The organism is Homoserinimonas sp. A447 (genome assembly GCF_054489325.1).
Genome location: NZ_JBTMWW010000001.1, coordinates 1,409,524 through 1,433,310 on the forward strand (window position 1 = coordinate 1,409,524; position 23,787 = coordinate 1,433,310).

The window sequence follows — 23,787 nt, forward strand, 5'->3', positions numbered from 1 at the left end:
CACAAAGACCCAGCAGTTGCATTGAATAAACAATGCAATTTTGCTAGATCATTGAATAGACATCACAAAGTCACCCAGGACAAGTCCTGAGTTCGTTTGCGAGTCTAAGATGCTCGCGTCCACTGTGTAGTTCTCAAATTACGGGCGGTACCCCTTCGTCGTCGCAAACGTGCGACTCAGACCAGGGTCCGAAGACCGTGACACCCGAAGATGTCGTCGGTCCCGAGATTCCAGTCAGCCCGAGGTTCCCCTCGTGCCGGCCCGGTCCCTCAGGACCCAACAGCGTGCAGAAGACCAGGCTCGCATCCGCTTCCGTTCCAGTCATCCGAAGATGACGTACTGAGAGGCAAGATCCTTACCTGGTCACAATGTCAATGTTCCACCCATGAGCGCCACCGGAGAACGTATGTCTCCGAAATGGCTACGAGGTCAATAGCGCTGTATACAGACGCATCCTCGAGTGCTCCTTAGAAAGGAGGTGATCCAGCCGCACCTTCCGGTACGGCTACCTTGTTACGACTTAGTCCTAATTACCAATCCCACCTTCGACAGCTCCCTCCTTGCGGTTGGGCCACTGGCTTCGGGTGTTACCGACTTTCATGACTTGACGGGCGGTGTGTACAAGGCCCGGGAACGTATTCACCGCAGCGTTGCTGATCTGCGATTACTAGCGACTCCGACTTCATGAGGTCGAGTTGCAGACCTCAATCCGAACTGAGACCGGCTTTTTGGGATTCGCTCCACCTTACGGTATTGCAGCCCTTTGTACCGGCCATTGTAGCATGCGTGAAGCCCAAGACATAAGGGGCATGATGATTTGACGTCATCCCCACCTTCCTCCGAGTTGACCCCGGCAGTCTCCTTTGAGTTCCCACCATTACGTGCTGGCAACAAAGAACGAGGGTTGCGCTCGTTGCGGGACTTAACCCAACATCTCACGACACGAGCTGACGACAACCATGCACCACCTGTATACCGACCTTGCGGGGCGACTGTTTCCAGCCGTTTCCGGTATATGTCAAGCCTTGGTAAGGTTCTTCGCGTTGCATCGAATTAATCCGCATGCTCCGCCGCTTGTGCGGGCCCCCGTCAATTCCTTTGAGTTTTAGCCTTGCGGCCGTACTCCCCAGGCGGGGAACTTAATGCGTTAGCTGCGACACAGAATCCGTGGAATGGACCCTACATCTAGTTCCCAACGTTTACGGCATGGACTACCAGGGTATCTAATCCTGTTCGCTCCCCATGCTTTCGCTCCTCAGCGTCAGTTACGGCCCAGAGATCTGCCTTCGCCATCGGTGTTCCTCCTGATATCTGCGCATTCCACCGCTACACCAGGAATTCCAATCTCCCCTACCGCACTCTAGTCTGCCCGTACCCACTGCAGGCTGGAGGTTGAGCCTCCAGTTTTCACAGCAGACGTGACAAACCGCCTACGAGCTCTTTACGCCCAATAATTCCGGATAACGCTTGCACCCTACGTATTACCGCGGCTGCTGGCACGTAGTTAGCCGGTGCTTTTTCTGCAGGTACCGTCACTTTCGCTTCTTCCCTACTAAAAGAGGTTTACAACCCGAAGGCCGTCGTCCCTCACGCGGCGTTGCTGCATCAGGCTTGCGCCCATTGTGCAATATTCCCCACTGCTGCCTCCCGTAGGAGTCTGGGCCGTGTCTCAGTCCCAGTGTGGCCGGTCACCCTCTCAGGCCGGCTACCCGTCGTCGGCTTGGTGAGCCGTTACCTCACCAACTACCTGATAGGCCGCGAGTCCATCCCAGACCGAAATTCTTTCCAGCTCCTAGCCATGCGGCTGAAGCTCGTATCCGGTATTAGACACCGTTTCCAGTGCTTATCCCAGAGTCTGGGGCAGGTTACTCACGTGTTACTCACCCGTTCGCCACTAATCCAGCCAGAGCAAGCTCCGGCTTTCATCGTTCGACTTGCATGTGTTAAGCACGCCGCCAGCGTTCATCCTGAGCCAGGATCAAACTCTCCGTAAATGTTTGATTGCACACTCCACACGCTAAAGATTGCTCCCTAGCAGCGCAGTGGCACATCTAGTGTGTCAAGCCGCCGGAATGGGCGGACATGGCACAAGTTTGAAACTGACAAGAACAAATCATTACTGACTTGCTTGTTTTGTTTATATCTTTTCCAAAGGAATCTCCTGCATTTCGCCTAGCTAGAAACTAGGTTCAATGCACGAGGTTTTTGGCATTTGACATTGTGCACGCTGTTGAGTTCTCAAGGATCGGACGCTCCTGGTGCTTTACCTTGCGGTTCGGCTGCCAGGGCAACTTCTCTAACTTACCACTCTGAATCTCAGTGTCAAATCGACCCGCCGGCTTCTTTCGAAGCCGCCGATCGGTCGCCTGACCGAGCCCCAGACAGCGCAAATTATCTATCTCGAACTGTTTGGGAGAGTGGGGTATTCATCCTATGCCTAGATTCACGCTCATTCAAGATGAGATGTGGATCAGACCGGATTTAGTCCCTCTTGAGGCCGGTAAGCTCTTCCGCTTTCCGCACCTTTGGGGTGACAAGTAAGAACTTTACGCGGCGGGCCGGGGCGTGGCAAATCTGCCGCCATCCCGGGCGTGTCGCCGCCCGCTTTCCTTATTCCACGGGGGTTTCGGGCGCAGGGACCTCGGGTACGTCGCAGTACTCGACGTACCAGGACTCCACCGTGGCGAGGTCGTTCTGCGCGTGCAGCCCCAACAGGTCACCCGCGCGGTTACTGGCGCCCAGGGCGTTGGCGATGTTGACCACTCCTGCCACTCGGGCGGAAATCGCTGCGGTCTCTTCGGCGATGCCTTCGGGTGCCACGGCGGCGAGCTCTGCCCAAACGGCAGCGTAGTTCGCGATGGCGGCGTTGTAGCCTTCCGGCGCATCCACTGCCGGCCACCCGTAGTCCGGGTCTGCCGTCGCGTAGATCGTGGGGTGTGCAGCGAGTACGCCGCAGAACGGTTCGCTGGCGACCTCGACGAGCTGATGTGCCCGCTGATCGGCCTTCAACGCGGCCAGCTGCTCCGCCTTCTCTGTCTCGGACGCCCAGACATACGCGCCAACGCCGGCGAAAACCACCGTCATGACCAGGGACACACTGATCGCCGCGCGAGCCAGGTCGGACCCCCATCCGCGTAGCTGCTTGCCGCGGACCAGGGCGACGATCGCGGTGATCAAGCCGATCGGCGGAAGGATGACCGCCATGACCAGCGCGGCGACATCGAGGCCGGCCAGCCCGGAATGCCGTGCAGGCGGCATCGGAGCCAGCGGGCCGAGCCGCGGATGGCCGGGACCGGAGAAACCACCGGGCGGCACATAAGGCTGGGCCGGGACGGGAGCGCGCACTGCCGCGGCGACGTCAACCGGACCCTCAGAGGATTGCCTGGACCTCCGGGAATTGCCGAAGCTCAGGAAACGCCTGGCCCGATGCGCCTCGTTGGACGGCTCCGCGTCATCCGTATTCGGGTCGTCGTGGTCGGGCGCATCCGTTCGGGGCGCATCCGTTCGGGGTGTTATCGGGTCCAGGCTCGCGGGTGCTGCGCTCATCGGTACCGAGTTCGTCGGTACATGGTGCATCGGTACCGAACCCAGAGGTTCCGGCGAGATGGTCGACGCCGGCATGGCCTGCGCCGGAAGGGAAGCCGTCCAGGCTCCGGCGAACAACTCTTCCACCGGCGTCAGTTCCGGCTCACGCAACTCCTCGACGGGAACGCTCGAGCGCGCGGCAGGAGGTTCGGTCGGGGCAGTGGACCGCTCGGGCGGCGGCTCCGAGCTGCGGAGGCGCTTGCGGTCGCGTTTGAGGGGTACGTCGAGACCTGGGCCTGAGCCCGGCGTCTCACCGCGTGTCTGATCGTCCACGAACTCCCCTAGATCTTCCAGCCCACATCATAGTGATCGAACTCAGCGTCACCTGACAGTGACCCCCGCCAACGTCTTCTTGCCTCGCCGCAGCACGGCGGTCCGGCCGTGCAGGAGGCTGCCCTCCAGCGTTTCCGCGGCACTGGCCACCTTTCGGTTGTTGAGGTAGACGCCACCCTGCTCGATCGCGCGGCGCGACTCCCCCAGGCTCGCGGTCAACCCGGTGTCGACCAGCAGCTGCGCGACAGTGGCGTGCAAGCCAGCCTCGACCGTGGGCAATTCCGAAATCGCAGCGTCCAGGGTCGGCTCATCCAGCGTGGTGAGGTCGCCCTGCCCGAACAGCGCCTGGGCAGCGGCAACAGCGGCAGAGGTCGCCTCCTCACCGTGAACGAGAGTGGTCACTTCGTGCGCCAGGGTGCGCTGGGCCTCGCGCTTGAACGGCTCGGAGACCACAGCATCCGCCAGCCGTTCGATCTCCGCCCGGCTGAGGAAGGTGAACACCTTGAGGCGGTCGATCACATCGGCGTCGTCCGTGTTCAGCCAGAACTGGTACAGGGCGTACGGGCTGGTCAGGTTCGGGTCCAGCCAGATGGCGTTGCCTTCGCTCTTCCCGAACTTGGTGCCATCCGAATTGGTGACCAGCGGAGTGCCGATGGCGTGGGCGGTGCCGCCATCCGCCTTATGAATGAGATCAGTCCCACTAATCAGGTTGCCCCATTGATCTGACCCACCGGTCTGCAGCACGCAACCGTATTGGCGGTTGAGCTGGAGGAAATCGAAGCCCTGCAGGATCTGGTAGCTGAACTCGGTGTAGCTGATGCCCTCGCTCGAGTTCAGCCTGGCGCTGACCGCATCCTTCTTCAGCATGGTGCCGACCCGGAAGTACTTGCCGACGTCTCGCAGGAAGTCGATCGCGCTGAGGGAAGCGGTCCAGTCGAGGTTGTTCACCAGGCGAGCCGCGTTGCCCCCCTCGAAACTGAGGAACCGGGACACCTGCCCCTGCAGGTAGCCGACCCACTCGGCGACCGTGTTCGCGTCGTTGAGAGTGCGCTCTGCGGTGGGCTTGGGGTCGCCGATCAGGCCGGTCGATCCTCCCACCAACCCGAGCGGCTTGTGTCCGGCCAACTGGAGGCGCCGCATGACCAGGAGTTGCACCAGGTTGCCGAGGTGCAGGCTCGGCGCGGTGGGGTCGAACCCGCAGTAGTAGACGATGGGCGGCCCGGCGAGCAGTTTCTTCAGTTCGGACTCATTGGTCGAGACATGAACATGGCCACGCCAGACGAGTTCATCCCAGACGTCGGCAAAGGACTCGTCGTTGCGTTGATGGGCAAGGGCAGCGGATGGGGGTGTCGACACGGGTTACAGGGTATCCGAGGTTGTCCGAGTACCGTCTTCACGCTGCCATCGATCAAGGATGGAGGCTTACTTCACGAAGGTTAGGCTTTAAGGCTTGATTTGACGACGTTAGGGATGTAGCCTTGTTTAGCCGCAGTACGATGTGCAGGCTTGATGCTGGAGGTTCCATGTTCGTCATCTCAGCCGACCAGAAGTCGAGTCGGACCACTAAAGACCTCGTCGGCCATTGGCGTGAAGTCCTCAACGACGACTACTCGGAAACCCTCACCCTGCCGGCCGACCGCAACGCCGGTGACGAGATACAGGTGCTTACCGACGACGCCGACACCGTGCTGCAGATCGCCCTCCGGCTCGCCCGCAGCGGAAACTGGAGCGTCGGGATCGGGGTGGGCGCTGTGCGCCGCCCCTTGCCCGCCGAGACGCGCGAGGCATCCGGACCCGCGTTCAACGCTGCCCGGGATGCGGTGAGCGAGGCCAAAAAGCGTCCCACCCGCTTCGCGGTTCGTGCCGACGCCGCCGGCGAAACCGCTGACGCCTGGCCGAACTCCCGGGATGTGCAGAGCGTGATCGACCTGCTGCTGGAGGTCCGCAAGAAGAGGAGTCAGCAAGGATGGGAGCTCCACGACACGTTGGAGACCACGAGCACCCAGGCAGAGGCCGCGCGCGTTCTGGGGATCACCCCGGCCGCGGCCAGTGCCCGTGCATCCGCCGCCGCGCTAAAAATCGAACGGCAGGCGTTGCCGACCATTGTTAGGCTCCTCCACAACCTCGACCGGGTAACCGGGCCAACCGAAACCAAGGAGCACCCATGACGACATGGCTGGCGATCCTCTACTGGGTGGCCCTGTTCCTGTTCACCGGGGTGTCCCTGACCCTGGCCATCCTGGCGTGGAACGCGAAATCGCACTGGCTGATCGGCGGAGCCGCGGCCGCCCTCCTGGCTGCGATCATCGTGGCTGCCCTTCCCGGCCCTGGCAGTACACCCATCCTCTCGGTCCTCCTGAGCCTCGCGGGAGTCGCTCTGGCCGTCGTCGGCGGTGGTCCGGCCGCGACCACCAGCCTGAGGCTCGCCACCAGGGGCAGCGTGCCGAACGGCCCGCACGGCGGAATCCTGGTCGAATCCGAGCCTCGAGAGGTGTTGCGCGGGGGTCTCGCGATCGGGCTGCTCGAACGCCTGGCCGTTGCGAGCACCATCGTCGCCGGACTCCCGGCTGCGCTCGCCGTCATCGTGGCCGTCAAGGGCGTCGGGCGGTTCACCGAACTGGATGCCGCAGAAGCCAGGGAGCGTTTCATCATCGGCAGCTTCGTCAGCTTGATCTGGGCAAGCGCGAGTGCCGCGGTCGTCGTACTCGCCCTGAGCTAGCTGGGTCGCCGTCGCCTGCGGCATCGACAACACCCGTTGTCAGGGGACGCTGACAGGGTGGGTACATGACCGACGCGACCCGAGCATCCGCCCTGACCATCCTGCGACGGCTCGTCGGGTCGGATACCGCCGACTTCCATGACGGGCAGTACGAGGCAATCTCGACGCTGGTCGACGACCACCGCCGGGCCCTCGTCGTGCAGCGCACCGGCTGGGGCAAGTCTGCCGTGTACTTCGTCGCAACCCTGCTGATGCGCCAGCGCGGCGCGGGACCGACCGTGCTGGTCTCGCCCCTCCTCGCACTCATGAGGGACCAGATCGAGGCGGCCGGCCGCGCAGGGGTTCGCGCGGTGGCCATCAACTCCACCAACGCCCACGAGTGGGCTGATGTGGTGCGACAGCTGGACCAGGACGAGGTCGATGTGCTCCTGGTCTCGCCGGAGCGGCTCAACAACCCGCAGTTCCGGGAGCAGCAGCTTCCGGCGCTGGTCGCACGAATGGGCATGCTCGTCGTCGACGAAGCACATTGCATCAGCGACTGGGGCCACGACTTTCGGCCGGATTACCGGCGGTTGCGCGACCTCATCGGCCAGCTGCCTCCTGGCATCCCCGTGCTCGCCACGACGGCGACAGCCAACAGCCGGGTAGTGGCGGATGTCGCCGACCAGCTGGGAGCTGATGGAACTCACGTCGTCACCATCCGCGGCCCCCTTGCTCGCGCATCGCTGCGCCTCGGCGTGCTGCGCCTACCGGACTCGAAGACACGCCTCGGCTGGCTGCTCAGCCACCTCGACCAGCTGCCAGGATCCGGCATCATCTACACCCTCACCGTGAGTGCGGCGGAAGACACCGCACGCCTGTTGCGCGACGCGGGCCATGCCGTGCGTGCCTACACCGGGAAGACCGACACGGGCGAGCGTGAGGAGTCCGAGGGCATGCTCAAGCGCAACGAGGTGAAAGCACTCGTCGCCACCAGCGCGCTCGGGATGGGTTTCGACAAGCCGGACCTCGGTTTCGTACTGCATCTGGGCGCACCCTCATCACCGGTCGCCTACTACCAGCAGGTGGGACGCGCCGGCCGGGCAACCGACAACGCCGACGTGCTCCTGCTTCCCGGAAGCGAAGACCCCGAGATCTGGCGCTACTTCGCCACGGCCTCGATGCCGGACCGCGAACGGGCGGAACGGGTCATCGCCGCACTGGACCGGCAATCAGCCACCTCGACGCCGGCGCTGGAAGCCCGCGTGAACATCCGTCGCACACCGCTCGAGCTCCTGCTCAAAGTGCTCGATGTCGACGGCGCCGTGCAACGGGTTCAGGGCGGCTGGATCTCCACCGGGCAGCCATGGACCTACGACGCCGAACGCTACGAGCGGATCGCCGCAGAGCGCGTTGCCGAGCAACGTCACATGGTCGACTACGAACGAGGCGACGGTTGCCGGATGGAGTACCTGCAGCGATCACTCGACGACGAGACCGCGGCACCGTGCGGGCGTTGCGACAACTGCGCCGGAGCCTGGTACCCGACGTCCGTCGAGCCGACCGCCGCCGCTTCGGCAAGCGCCTCCCTGGACAAGGTCGGCGTACCACTTGAACCGAGGGCGCAGTGGCCCACGGGTGCGGATCGGCTCGGTGTACCGGTGAAGGGCCGGATCAACGCTGATGAGCGGATGCTGGAGGGCCGGGTGCTCGCCCGGCTCACCGACCTCGGCTGGGGCGGCACCATGCGGGAACTCTTCGCCGCGGGCGCGGTCGATACCGCCGCTTCCCCCGCCATGATCGACGCCTGCGTGCGGGTGCTGGCGGAGTGGGGGTGGGCGGAGCGCCCGGGTGCCATCGTCACGGTGCCCTCCCGTACGCATCCGCTCCTCATCGAATCAGTGGCTGCCGGCTTGTCAGCGGCGGGGCGGTTGCCCCACCTCGGCTCCCTCGAACACGCGGGCGGCGGGCCGAGCGGTGAGCCGGGCGGCAACAGCGCGTACCGCCTGGCTGCCGTGTGGGACCGGTTCGCTGTCCCCCAGGACCTGGCGGACGACATCCGGACCCTGGAGCGGCCCGTCCTGCTGATCGACGACCTGGTGGACAGCCGGTGGACCATGACGGTCGCGGCTCGTACGCTGCTCCAGGCCGGCGCGCCGGCGGTGCTCCCGTTCGCCCTGGCAGTGCGCGGGTGACCGCGGCTACCGCAGCTTCGGCGAGTGCCGCTTGTACGGCGAGACGCTCTTCTTCCCGGGAACCCAGAAGCGCCACGGGTAGTCGTCTCCCCCGCCCGGCCCGGACAGCCCGGTGCGGGGGCCGGTGAGGAAGTCGCTCTCCTCGTCGGCCAGCTGAAGCCGGATGCGACCCGTCTCCAGGTCCACTCCCCCGTCTCTCAGCACAATCCCCATGGCGACCGTGAGCCTGGCCGGCCCGCGTGCGAGGTCTGCATCGTTGCGCGTCGTCAGCCGTCGGCTGCGGGCCAGTTCGATGCCCTCCACCACCTCACCGGCACGCAGCAGGAGGCCGGAAGCCGTCCCGTCCGGTGAGCAGACCACGTTCGCGCAGGTGTGCATGCCCAAGGATGCATACTTAATGCCAATGTCGGGATACGCTCGCTAGATGTCCAAAACGAAGGCCCCTGTCCAGGCTGCGATCTACCTCAGAATCAGCCTAGACCGGAGCGGGGAAGGCGCTGGAGTCGACCGGCAACGGGAAGCCTGCATGAAGTACCTCTCTTATAAGGGGTGGGAACTTGCCGGGGAATACGTCGACAACTCTGTCAGCGCGACCGCGAAGAAGCCGCGCCCCGAATACCAGCGTTTGATCGAGGACGTGAAGAACGGCTACCTCGACGCTGTCGTCGTGTGGAAGATCGACCGGCTCACCAGGCGGCCGATAGAGATCGAAGACTGGATCAACCTTCATGACGAGCACGGGGTGATCCTCACCACCACCGACGGTGACCTCGACCTGTCCTCAGCCGCCGGACAGATCACTGCGGGGGTCTTGGCGAGTGTCGCTCGCGGCGAAATGAAAATGAAGAGTGACCGGCAAAAGGCCGCCCACGACCAGCGGGCCAAAGCCGGCAGACCATGGGCGAACACTCGCGCATTCGGATTCGAACGCGACGCCATCACTCACCACCCGACAGAGGCGGACCTCCTCAGGGAGGCGTACCGCATGCTCATCGCGGGATCGAACCAGTCACAGATTGCCCGGTGGCTCACCGAGCGAGCACCGACAACAGCCGGCAACCCGTGGCGTCAGACGACAGTTCGAACCATGCTCTTGAATCCGCGGAACGCCGGACTGATCGCACACCACGGAGAGATCATCGGTAAGGCGATTTGGGAGCCGATCGTCGAAGAGAGCAAGTGGCTGGTAGCGAAGAGGATGCTCACCTCAGGCGCCCACCCGGGAGGCGGCGCCCGCAAGCACCTGCTCGTCGGCGTCACGTTCTGTGGTGTTTGCGAAGGACCGGCTCGCACTGCCTACACCAGCCGGAAGGTGCGCATGTACGCGTGCAAGCCAGCCCAGCATGTCGGCCGGAATGCTGAGCAGCTGGAGGAGTACGTCGTGCAGGCGGTCATTGCCCGGCTCACACGAGAGGACACCCTCGCGGCTGCCCAGGAGAAGCCGGTCGAGACAGCCGGGCTTACAGAGGAAGCAACAGTCCTTCGGGCCCGCCTCGCCGGACTCGGTGCCGACTACGGCCTGGGAGGCATGACCCTCGTGCAGGTCCGCGCCGCCAACGAGGCCATTCTGGGCCGGCTCGACGCCATCGAGCTGGAACTGGTCAAGGCAGAGGGGAGCCGTGTTGTAGCACCGCTCCTGGCCGCTGCCAATGTGACGGAGGCGTGGGGCCGGTTGACCACCCCAGCGCGACGGGCGGCGATCCTCTCACTGCTCACCGTTGGCATCCACCCGACCGGGCGAGGCAACCGGTTCAACCCAGAAGCGATCGAGCTTCGGTGGAAAGCCTGAGCACCCGGTAGAGGGTGGATCGCCCACGGCTCGTTCGGCAGACAAGAAAACGAGCAAACGCACGTCGAGGAGTGACCCGTCCACATCGAAGAGCACCGCACGACTGCCTGGCGCCTCCTCACCTGACTGAATGCCAACCTCACCGCTTCTGATTAGGGCAGTCCAAACAGTGTCGGAGCGGTATCGCGATCGATATCCCACTCCAGTGCCATGAGCCGCACGGTCGCCAGTGCGATCGTCAGTTCCGTCTGATGGCCTTGTGTCACCATTCGCAGCAGCTGGCTAGCGATGTCCCCGCCGACGGATTCGCCGGCCTCCTCGCTCGTAAGCGCCTCTTCAAGTGCGTCGAGAAACAAAGCGATTTGCTCGGTTATCGAGTCCGTGGGCGCTTGTTCAACTTTCCGCCTAGATCGGGCGAATCCCTGCTTCGCGTCTCCCAAGACCTTAGCGACAGCACTGTGTGTTCGCTGTAACTCAGGCAGCGCCAAGACCCCCGACGCGACTTGAACTGAAGTTACCGTCTCATCGAGCGCTTCGGTCAATGGAGTCTCATGCGGTTGGGCCAGATTGGTCGCCCAGTGCCCGAGCGCCCCGGCTGGTATCAGCGAAGCGATCAAGGTCATCGCAAGTGACTCGACAGGCTTCCCATTGCGGATCGGAACAAGAACGAACTTCTCTTCCGGCGCTCCCGCGTTCTGGAGGGCCACGCCAATCTCTGCAAGGGCATTGCTCCAGTCAATGAGTGACGGAACGTCGAGGGTTATGAGTCGCTCGGGGACGAGCTGATAGCGATCTTCCTTTGGCATGTGGACTCGGAATCGCCAACCAGTCTCCTTGCCGACTTGCTCTAGTTCAGCTTTCCTGGTTTGCAGTCTGCGCCTCGTGAAGCCACGGGCGGCATCCGCGGCTCTGGCAAGTGAGCCCTCACGCCGTCCAGCGCGTGCCGCGCGCACGAGAGCCGTGTTTGATGCTGGGTCGGCGGCAAGTGCGGCGACGACGGCGAGGAGACTATGTAGATCGGTTTCGAGAGTCGCAAGGCTGTCCGGGAATGTGTCGTAGCCGAGCAGGTGCCACGGCTCTTCTTGCGCGCGGTGGAGTGATTTCGCGATCACATGATCGCTGAGGTGCGCTGCGAGTGCCGCAGGGTTGTCTAGGTTCGTGAGCCGTGGGAATATGTTGCCTGTGAGGTCCGTGACAAGGCCCGAGAGTGGATCTGCGATCAACGACGCAGACTCTTTACCCCCGTCGATGTCGGACCCCCGTGGACGTCCATTGAGGCGTGGTCCGATCTGATTGGCTCGCTCGCCCAGCGCGTTGATCTCATCCGCAAGCTGATTCGTGTCGACATTTCGAACATCGGCAGCGGTGAAAGCGCCACTGACGATGCGAGTGAGTCGGGATGCGGCCTCGATGAGGGGAAGCGCGGCAGCGAGACGTTCCGTGTCAGTGGCACCGAGGACTGTGTTGGTTACGCGTATGCGTTCTTGGTTCCATGCCACCTTTAGTTCGGAGTGGTCATACTCTCGGCGGAGGTTGGTGGAACCAAGTTGGTGCTGACCGATTTGGTAGTCGTGTCCTCCTGGGAGCACCAGCTTGACGTCAACATGCGTGGTTCTGGGAAAGCAGCGCAGGAGGAGTCGCCCGAGTGCAATCACTCGATCGTGCGGGTCGCCGTGGATGGCATCGGCGACATGAAGGACACGAGCGTAGGCGACCGCCTCGTTGCCAGATTCGTCAATCCTGAGGTCGATGATCCATGGGTCAGCACTCTTGATCTTGGCCTCTATTGCGGATTCCCCTCCGCACGACTCTATGAGTGTCTGGGTGAGGTCCGGGTCAAGAGAATTCGTCGTCGCCAGGATGTTTGCGACTTGCTCTATCGGCGCGTGTTGCATCGCTTCGGCGAGGAGGCTGGAAGCCGAGAGCGCGGATCGGCATTCAGTTGCGATGTCGATCTCGCTTCCTTGGAGTTCGAACAGCAATTCATTCGCGAGATCGACATCGTCCGCTGTGACGAGCGCCTCGGCGAGTCGCCGAGCACCGATCGCGGCGATCAGCGCTGATCCTCGTGAAGCCTCGGGCGCGGCAGCCATTTCCGACACAGCCCGGTTGAACTCCTCCGGAAAGAAGTCAGGAAGGACGGTACCTGTGATCGCGCACAGTTGAGCCATGGGCTGATTCGCGGGCGGGATTCCATGCCGTTCAGCTATGCCGGTCCAGTTGACCGCCCGCTCGTAGAAGTCGAAGAGACGTAGTCCTCGAAGATACGCGGTCAGCTTGACGGCATCGCTGCATTCGTGCAGCGCGGCGTCGTGAATCAGCTGGTCTAGCTGAGGCTCGTCTCTGAGTGCATTGGGGATGAACCGTCTGACTTGTTCAGGTGCGAGAGCAGGGAGCAGCCGACTGATCGTGTGGTCGAGGGTCGGGGGCGGTTGGTCATGGATTGCGTTCGAGATAGCGGTCGATCGCAGTTGATGCACGCCCGAGATCGTGCCGTTGCGCTCAACTAGAAGGTGCTCCTCCGCCAAGCGCGCAAGCGGTTCCCGGAGTTCGAGTTGCGATACTCCGCAAGCTTCCGCGGCTTTGTCGACGGGCAGCGTGGCAGACCATCGGTCTGCTGTTGCGGAAAGACTCAAGAGGTCGAGTTCGACGTTGCGTCGCTCAGAGACGCGCCGACGCACTTGGTCACCAATCACAGAGCTGAGGCGTTCTCCACGCGTGAGAATGTGGGTGAACTCAAGGGTAAGTCCCTCGGCCTGTTCGAATGCTTCCTTCCAATGGGGCGAGTCGGTGGCGTTTCGATCGCGCAGACCGTTGAAGATCGCCTCGGCAGCGTCTTCATCCAAGGCCACGGTGATGGTCGTGCATCCCGACAGATCGCCGAGCGACATGAGGTCTTCGTGCCGAGCGGTTGAGATGATGAAGAGCCCTGGGGTCGAGGCCGCTTCCTCGCGTAGCTGAGACCACCCTCTGAACTGTCCTGTGCCAGCTGCGTCGATGAGGAGACCAATGGGGCTCGTGTCGGAAACCCGGTGGGAGCGACACAGCCGTAGTACCTCTGGGACGTCAGCGGGAGATAGACGATTCACACGGAACCACAAGACGCCGGGTAGGGCATGCGGAACCGACCAGAGTAGGGCGCTTTTTCCCACACCAGATGGTCCGGTCAAAATGACGGACGAAGTCTCCCGAACACCGGTTACTGCTTCGCCCATCAGGTCTGCCCGAGGTACGACCAGGCCGGCAGCGACGTGCCCCGGCTGTGTCGCAACACCCTCGTAAAAGCGATCATCGTGTAGCGCCTCGGTGAGAGACAAAGGTGAACAGATGCCGAGGGCGATAGCTCTTTCGAGTGCGTCCAGGTCCACTTGCTCGATGAAGTGCTGGCTGCGCAGTATCAGCTCACTCCGGGCAAGAGACTGTCTGCCCAGGTAATCGACTGGTGCGTTCAACCTGGCTGTCTCCGCTACGACAGTACGAAGCTCGCGTGCGAGATAGTTGAGGGCCGCTGGCTGTAACCTCTCGAAGGCCGTCCCAAGTAGCGTTCTGCTGCTCTCATCGAGAGAGGCCCAGGAGACTCCGAAGACGGCTGTACGATCAAGCAACTCTTGAAGGTCACCTTCACCGAGACCTTGCTTGTTGGCCGTGGCGGCGATGCTTGCCTTTAGCACCGAGTCCTGCCCCAGGGATTCGCTGAGTGGTCTGTCGAATTCTCCCAGTCCGGTTTCGCCTTCGACACCGCGCTCCAACACGATGGTGAGGCTGTCCGACTCACCGCCGCGTTCGCTGTGTCGGAGCCATGCGTCCACGATGTGTCCGCTCGCCTTCCCCGCAGGGAAAGCTCCTAAATGCTCGCCTCGTGACTTGATCTGGACATGCCGAGAAGTCTCTGACTCGATAGTGACGTCCTCGAATCCCTCGGGAACAAGCGCTTGAGCTTGAAGATCGCCGGCAATCAGCCGGACGGCAAGCCAAGCTGCGACTGTGTGTTGAAAGTCGAAGCCCCTACTCGCCCAGGCTCCGCTTCTTGTTCCACTCCACTCATCAATGAGGCGAGCCGACGTATCCGGATCGTTAGATACTGCTAGCGATATCGAAGACGCAGTCGAAGTCGGACGGAGGTGCTGTGGTCTCGGCTTCCCACGTTTCGATTTCTTCTTTCTAGGCACGCCACGATCCTCTCAGGTGGCGCCGACAGACACATCGAATACATCGTAGATTCGCTTGCTCGGGTGATCGGCCAACTGCGAACACGGGGTTAAAACAACGGTGTTGAGTCTCTCGAAGTGGACACAAGCGAGATCGAACTAATGAGATCCACGGTGTAAACGTGTTGGCCGTAGGAGCAGTTGCGGTCGATCTCGCGGTTCCTCAAGCGATTCATGGGCGACGATAGCCTTGCCGTTCTTGCAATTCGCCGCAATTGGGGGCAGTTTGTGAACCTTCACCGGCACCACACCGGCACGCAAACGCGAGGGGGCCGCCATTGTGCCGAGGGCGCATCAGTCCTGACTGCGGCTTAGGTGACTAGGAAATCGTCGCCGAGCGTCCGCCGAAAACGCAATCGTAGAACTTGTGACCCCAGATGTGGGGAGTAACTTTCATCTATTTGTTCCTTCTTAGTGAGACGTGTATTGCGTTCACATACGGTTGTGCTACTTTCAAGCCATAGCTCCCCACCGTCCTCCGGGCCTGGTGGGGCTTTTTCTTACCCGGGACGACAATGACTGAATCTGCAACGGCGCACCTCTTCATCGATTATCAAAACCTGCATTTGTCGGGCCACGAAAGCTTCGGTGGTCTCCAGGCGCCGCTTCATAGTTCGTTAATTCACCCGGGACTTTTCGCGAACGAACTCCAGCTCTTGCGCAATAGCAAGGTGCATCAGCTGGCTCGGATTACTGAGATACATGTGTATCGGGGAGAGCCGAGTAGCCAACAGGACGCGGTTGCTGCAGCAAGGAACAAGGCCCAAGCAGCGGAGTGGACGCGCGACCGCCGGGTTAACGTGCACACTCGCACGCTTCGCTATTCGCGCGATGGTGGTCCTCCGCGCGAGAAGGGAGTGGACGTGATGCTTGCGGTCGACCTCGTGCGGTGCTCAATCAGCAAGTCCGCCGACGTCATCATTCTGGCGTCCCGTGACACTGACCTACTTCCAGCGCTCGAGACCGCATATGACTCCGACGGCGCAATCGTCGAAGTCGCTGGATGGCATGGCCAGAGCCGCCTCAGATTCAAAAACAATGAGGGACGTCGTCCGCTGTGGATGACCTCGCTCCATGCCGACGAATTCAATCGCTGCCGGGATCCTCGCGAATATTAGCGGCATTCTGGTCCCCGTCTGATTCAGCCCGTTTCGCCTCGGCCTTCTCGTCCAGCCATGCTGCGTCGAACTTGCCCTCGCTCTGTTTGCGGATCATGGCATCCGCGTTCATGACCACCTCTAAGAACTTCTGTTCTTCAGCTGGAGTCGCTGCATTCCCCGTTTCATAAGGACTCATCCCGCCAATCGCTCGTAGTTCCTTGCGCACGTACATGCTTTGACTGCTAAGAAGCATCATGGTTAAAGTGATCGATCCTGAAAAATTTGCAAGGGTGCGGCAAGCGACCCCTGCTATCGGCCCAGAAACGGCAAGGTCTAACGCTTTAGACGACACCGTCTACAAGGCGCACTCATTCAGTCTCACCTCGCAGGATCTGCCTCTTCCGTCCATCGCGAGGGCGACGCTAATCGGCCTCGGTTGCAAGGACGTCGGACGCGCAGAGAAGATCGCCTGGCGTGTGTATTTTGAATTCGAGGGCATCCGGTGTTTTCTTGAAGATCGGAAATTCGGACCGCGGTTTCAGATCTGGCTGCCCGACGTCTGCACTGAAGTGGAAGCAGCAAAGGTGAAGGTCCGATTCCTTCGCGTACTCATGTCGGCGATCAAGTTGTCCGAGACCCATGTCTTCGGCCCGGCCATCAAGGGGGAAGTTGATGTAGGCCGAGTCGGTATGCGAAACCTGGCTGGCACGCTTAGATCCACCTACCTGTATTTCCGCGAATCAGCCCGGCTATCGTTCGCAGGTGAAGGACGACTGTTCCCGAAACCTCCTGCCCCATCTGACTCGGAGGAAGAATACCGGCGGCAGAATTTCATGTTCGATTACAACGCTCAATGCGCCCGCATCCGGGAAGGTTCCGTGAACGCGTCCGCGATGGTCAACGCGTACTTCAGCTACCTCGAGCACTACCTTATGCTTGCCCTTCCTTTCACCGACGTTGACCTTCGGCTAGTCGATTTACGACGCTTATTCGGAGACCGGTGGGGGGCCAAGTTCAAGACCGTGTTGCAGATCGGTCAGCCCGGTCACGGAGAGGCGAAGGTCCTTTATGATCGGCTGCTGCACATTTCAGAGACCTACCGGAATCCGATGGCTCATGGAGGTCACGACAAACAAGGCTCGATTGTCAGCGTTTTTTTCGACGACGTCGGCCGGATACCACTCATGCTGTCGGGTATCGAGAAGACAGCGTCGTTCAAAATGGACCCGTACGAAATGGAGACATTCGACCAGGTCATCGGTGTGTTTGACCGGGTCGACGACCTGCTCGAGGGTCCAGCGCTCGGGAACGCCCGAACCTGGATAGGGAACGGGTTCGACGTCAAGTTCGATAGTAAAAGTCGGGTGAGCTATCGCATGCTCGGTACAAAGTTCGATCGGTTCGTGGAACGAGAGATAGAGGAATGGGAGCGCGCAGTGAACATGGATTGGTAGAGAGTCGACCCGCGGCGCACCCACGAAAAATCATCAGATTTAGGGTTTCTTGACCCCTACCGCTCTGGTTCCAAGACGGCCCTGCGCCACCGCGATGGTGCCCCGTTCAAGCGCGATCGAACTCAACCTGAAGAGGTGAGCGCCCGGTAGATAGTCGACCGGCCAACTCCGAGTTCGGCGGCAACTTCACCTGGCCGACGTCCGGCAGCGATCATCGTCCGTGCGACTTCCACCATCGCTGGCGTGAGTGCTGGGGGCCTACCGCCTACCCTCCCCCGCTCACGAGCTGCGGCGAGCCCCGCCATAGTACGCTCGCGTGAAACGTCAGCTTCAAGTTGGGCGAAGGCGGCGATGATTGTGATCATTGCGCGACCCATCGGCCCGCCCGTGTCGATCGATTCAGTCAAGGAGCGAAATCCGATGCCCCGCGCATCGAGCTGATGCAGGAGCTCGAGCGTATGCCTAGTTGAACGACCCAACCGATCGAGCCGATACACAGCCAAGGTGTCCCCCTCGCGGAGGAAGTCCAGACAGGCATCGAGCCCCGGGCGGGAAGCAAGCCGCCCGCTCACTCCATGGTCCTCGAACACTCGCTCGACGTTGACTGCGGCGAAGGCATCTCGCTGGAGGTTCAACGACTGCTCGCTAGTGCTTACGCGAGCGTACCCAATAATCCCGATGACTTCCCCGTCTCATTGCCATGACCGAAAGCTGCACCTACTGGTCACGAGTTATGACCCGATTTTGAGGCCTACCAGTGACATTGACGAGGCCGTCCCCCAATCCGTCGATTGTGGGATCGGTCACGGGGCGATCAGATCGCGTTTCCTCAGCAGAATCCCTTTCGCCAAGAACAGGGCTGGCGTGCGCTCACGGACGTACTCGACCAACTCTGGGGTTTCGCCACCGTCCCCTCCCCAGAGCCATTCCTCGGACAGCGCAAGCGGTGAGGTCATCCAAGGCAACGGTTCCACCCCACGCGTCACTAGGGCAAAACAGAACGCTGTGGCGATAAGCACGTCGTAGCGTCTGTCCCCTGTGGTGCTCGGCTCTGCAACCGCCTTGTCCGGGATCTCCCCGTGCGACATGACGATGCGACTGACCGCTTCGGTGATGACCCGGTCAGCTGGCTCAACCTTCCCCACCTCAAGGGATGCTCTCACCCAAGATGCTGCAGCTCGAGCCGTGATCAGGCGACCCTCAGCCGATTGGATCACGATGCGGCCCTGCGCGTCAGCTTCAGTCCAAGACCGGCCCTCCATGATGAGCCCTGCCTCCAGGTTCAAATCCGCGCGTCGCGATTCCAGCTGCTTTTGCCAATTTTTACGAACCGCCGCCTGCTCCCCATCGGAAAGGTCGTCGTAGCCACGCTCGCGCTCCCCAGCGAGTACCCAGCCGAGCAGTTCCTCGTCCGTCGAGTCTTCGACCAGAGCTACGATGTCACCGTTGCCGGCATGACTAGGCGTCGAAGAGATCCGGGACCAATCTTGCGCGTACTCACGGAGGGCATTGATCAGATCGATGAGTACAGCGTCACGACTGGAGGCATCGCAGGTGATTGGCGGCCGGTCTAGCGTGGCGCCCCAGTGGCCACGCTTCTGGAACAATTCCAAGTGAGGTGACGAAGCAGATGCCGCACGGCGAAACTCCTCATTCATGCGACCATCTTCCCACCGGTGTGGGTCGCCACGTTCACTGCAACGGGCTAGTCGATGATGTCCAGCGGCGGCAGCGACTTCACGATCTTCACCGTCTCGACGCTGACAGTAACGATGCGCGCGAGCAGATCGAGGATGTAGCGCGGGTTCCCCTGTTCCTCAGCCCAGTCGTTGGGGTCATTGACGATTCCCGACGCCTTGTCGGTCTTGACCTGATAACGCTCGAGGATCCAGTCGATCGCCGAGCGAGAGCCGAGCATGTACTCGTGCGCTTCTTCCGGGATGCCAGAGACGGTGATTCCGCTGTTGTAGACGATGGTCGATTTGTCGGTCATCCGCCCAGTCTTTGCGTACCTCATCTTTTCGACTCGGTAACTCGAGTTCACCGTCCGCTGCTCGTCAAGCGGATACAACTCTGTTTTCTCATAGCTAAGGTGCAACTCGGAAAGCTTTCGCCCAGCATCGCTGAACGTACGAAACGCCTTCACCTTCGGGATGCGGGGAAGCATCTTCTTGAGATCGTCCTCGAACTGCTCGCGGTAGTCGGCGCTATGAAGCAGGCCATAGAGGTAGAAGTAGACGTCATCCTTCGTGACATCGGAGCCGAAACTGCCTTGATAGTCCGCCAAGATTTCGTCGGTGACATTGTCGATACGAGCGTATCCTTCGGTATTTGTGTCGCCGAACAGGTCAAGTTGGCTCTCGTCAGCCCGACGCTTTTCGTATGTGTAACGCGGGAAAAACTGGACAGCGTATATGAAAGCCGCCAGGTCTGGCATCGAGTCCGTCATGAGCACCGCGAAGTTTGCCACTGGCCGTGGGGCCATGACGGTAATGCCGAAGTTTTCTAACGTTGGAGTCGGGAAAGCGCGATCAATTTGGTAGATCATGTCGTTAAGTTTTCGATTGAAATAGACATGCTCACGGTTGAAGGGTCGATAGGTGGCTAGCCGGTACGAGTCTTCCTCTACGGAGTACCTGACGCCACGTCCGACGCGCGAGAAATCGGCTCTGTTCCAAGACATTTGCTTTGGGTCGAGGTTCGGCTTGAATGCAGCACCGTGCTCTTCTGCAACGTCTACCTGAGAGTTGTAGAAGTCGACCATCCGATCGACATTCTCTTCCAATTGCTTGCTGGAGAAGTTGTAGAGCCAAGCGTCGCGAGCGGTCGCCAACCCTCGGGAATACTTGGAAAAGAAGCGCATTCCACCCGTATCGTCCGTGTCCTTCGATGCGATCATCGTGAACGAGCCGAAATCTGCGCTTCGTTGATCAACCCAGTCGCCTGCGTCGTTGGGGGTGATCGACACCCACTCCATTCCGGTATGGCTGCCAGATTCCCGGACGATGTCAAGCTTCTCCTCGCGGGTGAGGTAGCCGCCGATGTCGCGATAGAAGACCTTGCCCAAAGCTGGGTCGTCAGGGTTCTTGATTAGGAGATAGATTGCCACCGTTGCACGACTGCCGCTGCCAAAGACCTTGCCGCCCTCCATGCGGGATTTTTCGCCTGCGGTGCGCTGGTTTCCTCGGAGGTTGAAGATGTAGATGCTGCTGAACTCGGTAGCAAAAGTCTTGCGCAGGCCGTCGGCGGTGTTGCCGTCGATGAATCCGCCGTTGGAGACGAAGGAGACGATGCCGCGGTCCCCAATGCGGTCGGAGGCCCACCGGATGGCGCGGATGTAGGAGTCGTAGAGGCTGTTCTTGTTCTGCGCGGTTGATCGGGCGGCATAGGTTTCGGCGATCTTCGCATCAAGGGATGGGTACCTCACATTCTGCTGATCGTCATTGCCCGATTCCTGTCCTTTGGAATATGGGGGGTTGCCGATCACTACCCGGATGTCGAGCGCCTTCTGTGCTTCGGCACGTTCGTTATTCTCCGGAAAGACGCCGTGGTTATCCAGTTCGTCGTCGGCTTCGTTCATTTGGAATGTGTCGGTCAGGACGATGCCTTCGAACGGCACATAATCGCCGCCTGCGAGGTCGTGGTATGTCTCTTCGATGTTGATTGCGGCAACGTAATAGGCGAGGAGCACGAGTTCGTTGGCATGGAGTTCGTACCGGTATTTGTAGGCGAGGTCTTCCGGTTTGATGAGGCCGGATTGGAGGAGCCGGACGATGAACGTGCCGGTGCCGGTGAAGGGGTCCAACACATGAACGCCCTTGTCGGAGAGGCTGGCCCCGAACTCGGCTTTGAGCGCGGCATCCACAGAGTGGATAATGAAGTCGACGATTTCATTCGGGGTGTAGACGATGCCGAGACGGTCACTGGTTCCCGAGAACGCGGTCTGGAAGAACTTCTCGTACAGTTCCTTGACGATCTGCTGCTTTGCCGCAGCATCCGTAATGCCGGCAGCGCGGGTGCGGACCGAGTCGTAGAATTTGTCGAGCTTCTCGGTTTCCTTCTCCAGGTTCTGTTCTTGGAGGGCGTCGATCATGCGCTGCATGACCTGGGAGACGGGGTTGTGGTCGCTGAACGCGTATCCCACGAAGAGGGCATCGAAGACCGGCTTAGTGATGAGGTGCTGGGAGAGCATTTCGATGGCGTCGTGTTCGGTGATGAACGGGTTGAGGTTGTCCTGCAGTCCCTTGAGGAATCGAGCGAACTCGTCGCGCAGGGTGGGGTCTGAGCCGTCAACGAGTGCCTTGATGCGGGTCATGTGGTCGGAGGCGATCCCGGCGACGTCTTTGGCCCAGTTCTCCCAATAGCGACGCTCGCCGACCTTCTGGACGATCTTGGCGAGGATCGCGTCTCGCCACTGGTCGAGGGCAGGAAAATCGAGGGTGACTGAGCCGTAGTCTTTCGCGTCGCCGTCCCGGTCCTTGCCTCCGCCACCAACGCCGATGACGGAGAGTTTGCCTTCGGTTGACTTGGTGAGGTCGATCTTGTTGACCATGGCGTCGAAGCGTTCATCGTGTGCGCGGAGGGCCTGAAGCACCTGCCAGACGACCTTGTATTTTTTGTTGTCGTTCAGCGCGGTCGCGGGATCCATGTCGGCGGGGACCCCGATGGGCAGGATAACGTAGCCGTATTTCTTGCCTTCGAGCTTGCGCATTACCCGGCCGACTGACTGCACGACGTCGACGACGGAGTCGCGGGGGTTGAGGAACATCACGGCATCCAGTGCAGGTACGTCCACGCCCTCGGAGAGGACTTTTGCGTTGGTGAGGATTCGAGCGTTGCCGGCGCCTGGATCTTGTTTCAACCAGTCGAGTTCTTTGTTGCGGTCGAGGACGTTGTAGGTGCCGTCGACGTGGTGCACCTCGACATCGAGCAAATCCGAGGCGGTCTCGTCGGTCTCGCGGTCGATTGCCTCGATCTCTGCCTCGACGACCCTCTCGAACAGGTTCGCGATCTTCTTTGACTCGGCGATGTTCCGGGCGAAAGCGACAGCACGTTTCATCGGTTCCGGGTCGAGCGCGAACTCCTCAGGACTTAGGGATCGCTTAGAGAGCCCGTTCCAGCAGCCGACAATCTTGGCGGCATCGTCCAGAGTGAGCTCGTTGTTCTCGTCGGCCAAAAGGCGCTGGAAGCGAGTGGATACATAGGACTCGTCCACGGCCAAGACCAAGACCTTATAATCGGTGAGCCGCCCCATGGAAACTGCTTCGCCGAAGCCGAGCCGGTGGAACTCTTCGCCATAGAACTCGGGGCTGTCCATGTCGGTAAGTACCGCACCGGCCTCTTCGGCTTTCGACCGGCTGGCATCCGCGTAGATGCGAGGCGTAGCCGTCATGTAGAGCCGCTTCTTGCCCTTGACATAGTCCTGGTTGTGCACCCGCACAAAAGCGGATTCCTCTTCGCCTGCGAGCGTTACACCGGTGGTGCGGTGCGCTTCATCGCAAACGATCAGGTCGAACTCGGGGATGCCCTTGCCTTGCGCCTGCGCAACAACATCGATGGACTGGTAAGTGGAGAACACCACGGTGATTCCGCCGAACCCCTCCGGGATCTCGGAAAACTTGGCAACGAGCTTGGATGTGTTCGTGGTCGCCGGGTAGGCGAGATCAGTGACCGGGATGTCTTCATCGTTCTTGCGCTTGCCCACCGACACGTCCGAACACACCGCGAATGCCCGCAGCGGCACGGCCGACTCGATAGTCCACTCCTTCAGCGTCTGCGCCAATAGCGAGATGGACGGTACCAGGAAGAGCACCGTGCCGCCGAGAGGCACCATCTCCTCAACCAGCTTCAGCGAGGTGAAGGTCTTGCCGGTGCCACACGCCATGATCAACTTGCCCCGGTCGGCGGACTGGAAGCCCTCAACGACCCGAGAAATCGCTTTCACCTGGTGCGGGAATGGCTCCTTCGCCGGCTTCCGCGTCAACTCGCCGGGATTATTCAGCGAAAACTGCGACCAGTCGATCGAGGAGTCATCGAGGTCCTGCACCCGCAATCGCTGGACTGGCGGGTTCTGGTTCTCAACCGCGTCTTCCGCGTTCCCACCCCAGTTGTCGCTGGTGGAGATCACCATGCGGCCGGCGAATTCGGGTCTGCCGTCCAAGTTCTTGCTGGAGGCAGCCAGGAAGGAATCCAGCATCGGCTTGGTGACCTGGGTGGAAGGGTCGTAGAACTTGCACTGGATTGCCACCCGCTCACCACTGTGTGACTGGGCCACCAGGTCGATACCGGTGTCGGTGCGACTTCCCCGGTTCGGGTAGTCCTTCCACATCCACACATCGCTGTACTCGTCCGCGTACATCGGCTCAATCGTCAGATACGCCTGCATCAAACGCTCAAAGCGTGTGCCCTTGTCATGCTCGTCGTAAGCGACCGACCGCAGCTCGCTCAGGATGTCGTGGATGCTCGCAGCCATGGTGCCTCTCGGG

14 protein-coding genes and 1 rRNA gene are annotated in these 23,787 nt (G+C 61.0%); 6 read left to right on the forward strand and 9 right to left on the reverse strand.

All coding sequences use genetic code 11. From position 1 onward, the window contains the following. Positions 1–471: 471 nt before the first annotated feature. From ACX3O0_RS06895 to tyrS, 3 genes are all read right to left on the reverse strand, one after another. Positions 472–1,994 (reverse strand): 16S ribosomal RNA (locus ACX3O0_RS06895). Positions 1,995–2,610: 616 nt separating this feature from the next. Further along, positions 2,611–3,858, reverse strand: a complete 1,248-nt coding sequence (locus ACX3O0_RS06900; protein ID WP_459107229.1) for a DUF4190 domain-containing protein — start codon at positions 3,856–3,858, stop codon at positions 2,611–2,613. A 48-nt stretch (positions 3,859–3,906) separates the two neighbouring features. Continuing rightward, positions 3,907–5,214: a tyrosine--tRNA ligase gene (gene tyrS / locus ACX3O0_RS06905; RefSeq protein WP_459107230.1), complete on the reverse strand. Its 1,308-nt coding sequence runs from the start codon at positions 5,212–5,214 to the stop codon at positions 3,907–3,909. 167 nt (positions 5,215–5,381) lie between these two features. Here tyrS and ACX3O0_RS06910 point away from each other — a divergent pair, with 167 nt between their 5' ends. The 3 genes from ACX3O0_RS06910 to ACX3O0_RS06920 all read left to right on the forward strand — a co-directional run bounded on the left by ACX3O0_RS06910 (position 5,382) and on the right by ACX3O0_RS06920 (position 8,751). Next, positions 5,382–6,026: a DNA-binding protein gene (locus tag ACX3O0_RS06910; protein ID WP_459107231.1), complete on the forward strand. Its 645-nt coding sequence runs from the start codon at positions 5,382–5,384 to the stop codon at positions 6,024–6,026. Then, entirely contained in the window at positions 6,023–6,577 is a 555-nt protein-coding gene (locus ACX3O0_RS06915) for a hypothetical protein (protein ID WP_459107232.1), read from the forward strand. Before ACX3O0_RS06910 ends, ACX3O0_RS06915 begins: the two co-directional genes overlap by 4 nt. A gap of 65 nt (positions 6,578–6,642) precedes the next feature. Further along, a complete protein-coding gene (locus tag ACX3O0_RS06920; protein WP_459107233.1) occupies positions 6,643–8,751 on the forward strand; it encodes a RecQ family ATP-dependent DNA helicase in 2,109 nt (702 codons plus the stop codon). A gap of 6 nt (positions 8,752–8,757) precedes the next feature. Here the strand turns inward: ACX3O0_RS06920 and ACX3O0_RS06925 are convergent, their stop codons facing one another. After that, entirely contained in the window at positions 8,758–9,129 is a 372-nt protein-coding gene (locus ACX3O0_RS06925) for a DNA-3-methyladenine glycosylase (RefSeq protein ID WP_459108457.1), read from the reverse strand. Positions 9,130–9,175: 46 nt separating this feature from the next. Between ACX3O0_RS06925 and ACX3O0_RS06930 the strand changes: the two genes are divergently transcribed. Next, positions 9,176–10,540 (forward strand): recombinase family protein, encoded by a 1,365-nt coding sequence (locus ACX3O0_RS06930; RefSeq protein WP_459107234.1) that lies wholly within the window; start codon positions 9,176–9,178, stop codon positions 10,538–10,540. 152 nt (positions 10,541–10,692) lie between these two features. Here the strand turns inward: ACX3O0_RS06930 and ACX3O0_RS06935 are convergent, their stop codons facing one another. After that, complete coding sequence (locus ACX3O0_RS06935) at positions 10,693–14,349, reverse strand: hypothetical protein (RefSeq protein WP_459107235.1); 3,657 nt, start codon at positions 14,347–14,349, stop codon at positions 10,693–10,695. Between the two features lie 914 nt (positions 14,350–15,263). Here ACX3O0_RS06935 and ACX3O0_RS06940 point away from each other — a divergent pair. Further along, positions 15,264–15,866 (forward strand): NYN domain-containing protein, encoded by a 603-nt coding sequence (locus ACX3O0_RS06940; RefSeq protein ID WP_459107236.1) that lies wholly within the window; start codon positions 15,264–15,266, stop codon positions 15,864–15,866. Here the strand turns inward: ACX3O0_RS06940 and ACX3O0_RS06945 are convergent. Further along, the gene (locus ACX3O0_RS06945) at positions 15,835–16,080 is read right to left on the reverse strand and encodes a hypothetical protein (RefSeq protein WP_459107237.1); all 246 of its coding nucleotides are present in this window, start codon (positions 16,078–16,080) and stop codon (positions 15,835–15,837) included. The two genes, ACX3O0_RS06940 and ACX3O0_RS06945, sit on opposite strands and share 32 nt — an antisense overlap. Before the next feature lie 22 nt (positions 16,081–16,102). On the opposite strand from ACX3O0_RS06945, the gene ACX3O0_RS06950 reads away from it, so the two are divergent. Next, on the forward strand, positions 16,103–17,302 hold the full coding sequence (locus ACX3O0_RS06950) for a hypothetical protein (protein WP_459107238.1): 1,200 nt from the start codon (positions 16,103–16,105) through the stop codon (positions 17,300–17,302). Between the two features lie 122 nt (positions 17,303–17,424). Here the strand turns inward: ACX3O0_RS06950 and ACX3O0_RS06955 are convergent, their stop codons facing one another. From ACX3O0_RS06955 to ACX3O0_RS06965, 3 genes are all read right to left on the reverse strand, one after another. Further along, positions 17,425–17,982 (reverse strand): recombinase family protein, encoded by a 558-nt coding sequence (locus ACX3O0_RS06955; RefSeq protein ID WP_459108458.1) that lies wholly within the window; start codon positions 17,980–17,982, stop codon positions 17,425–17,427. 123 nt (positions 17,983–18,105) lie between these two features. Next, positions 18,106–18,960: a hypothetical protein gene (locus ACX3O0_RS06960; RefSeq protein WP_459107239.1), complete on the reverse strand. Its 855-nt coding sequence runs from the start codon at positions 18,958–18,960 to the stop codon at positions 18,106–18,108. A gap of 47 nt (positions 18,961–19,007) precedes the next feature. Continuing rightward, complete coding sequence (locus tag ACX3O0_RS06965) at positions 19,008–23,774, reverse strand: DEAD/DEAH box helicase (protein WP_459107240.1); 4,767 nt, start codon at positions 23,772–23,774, stop codon at positions 19,008–19,010. Between the last annotated feature and the right edge of the window lie 13 nt (positions 23,775–23,787).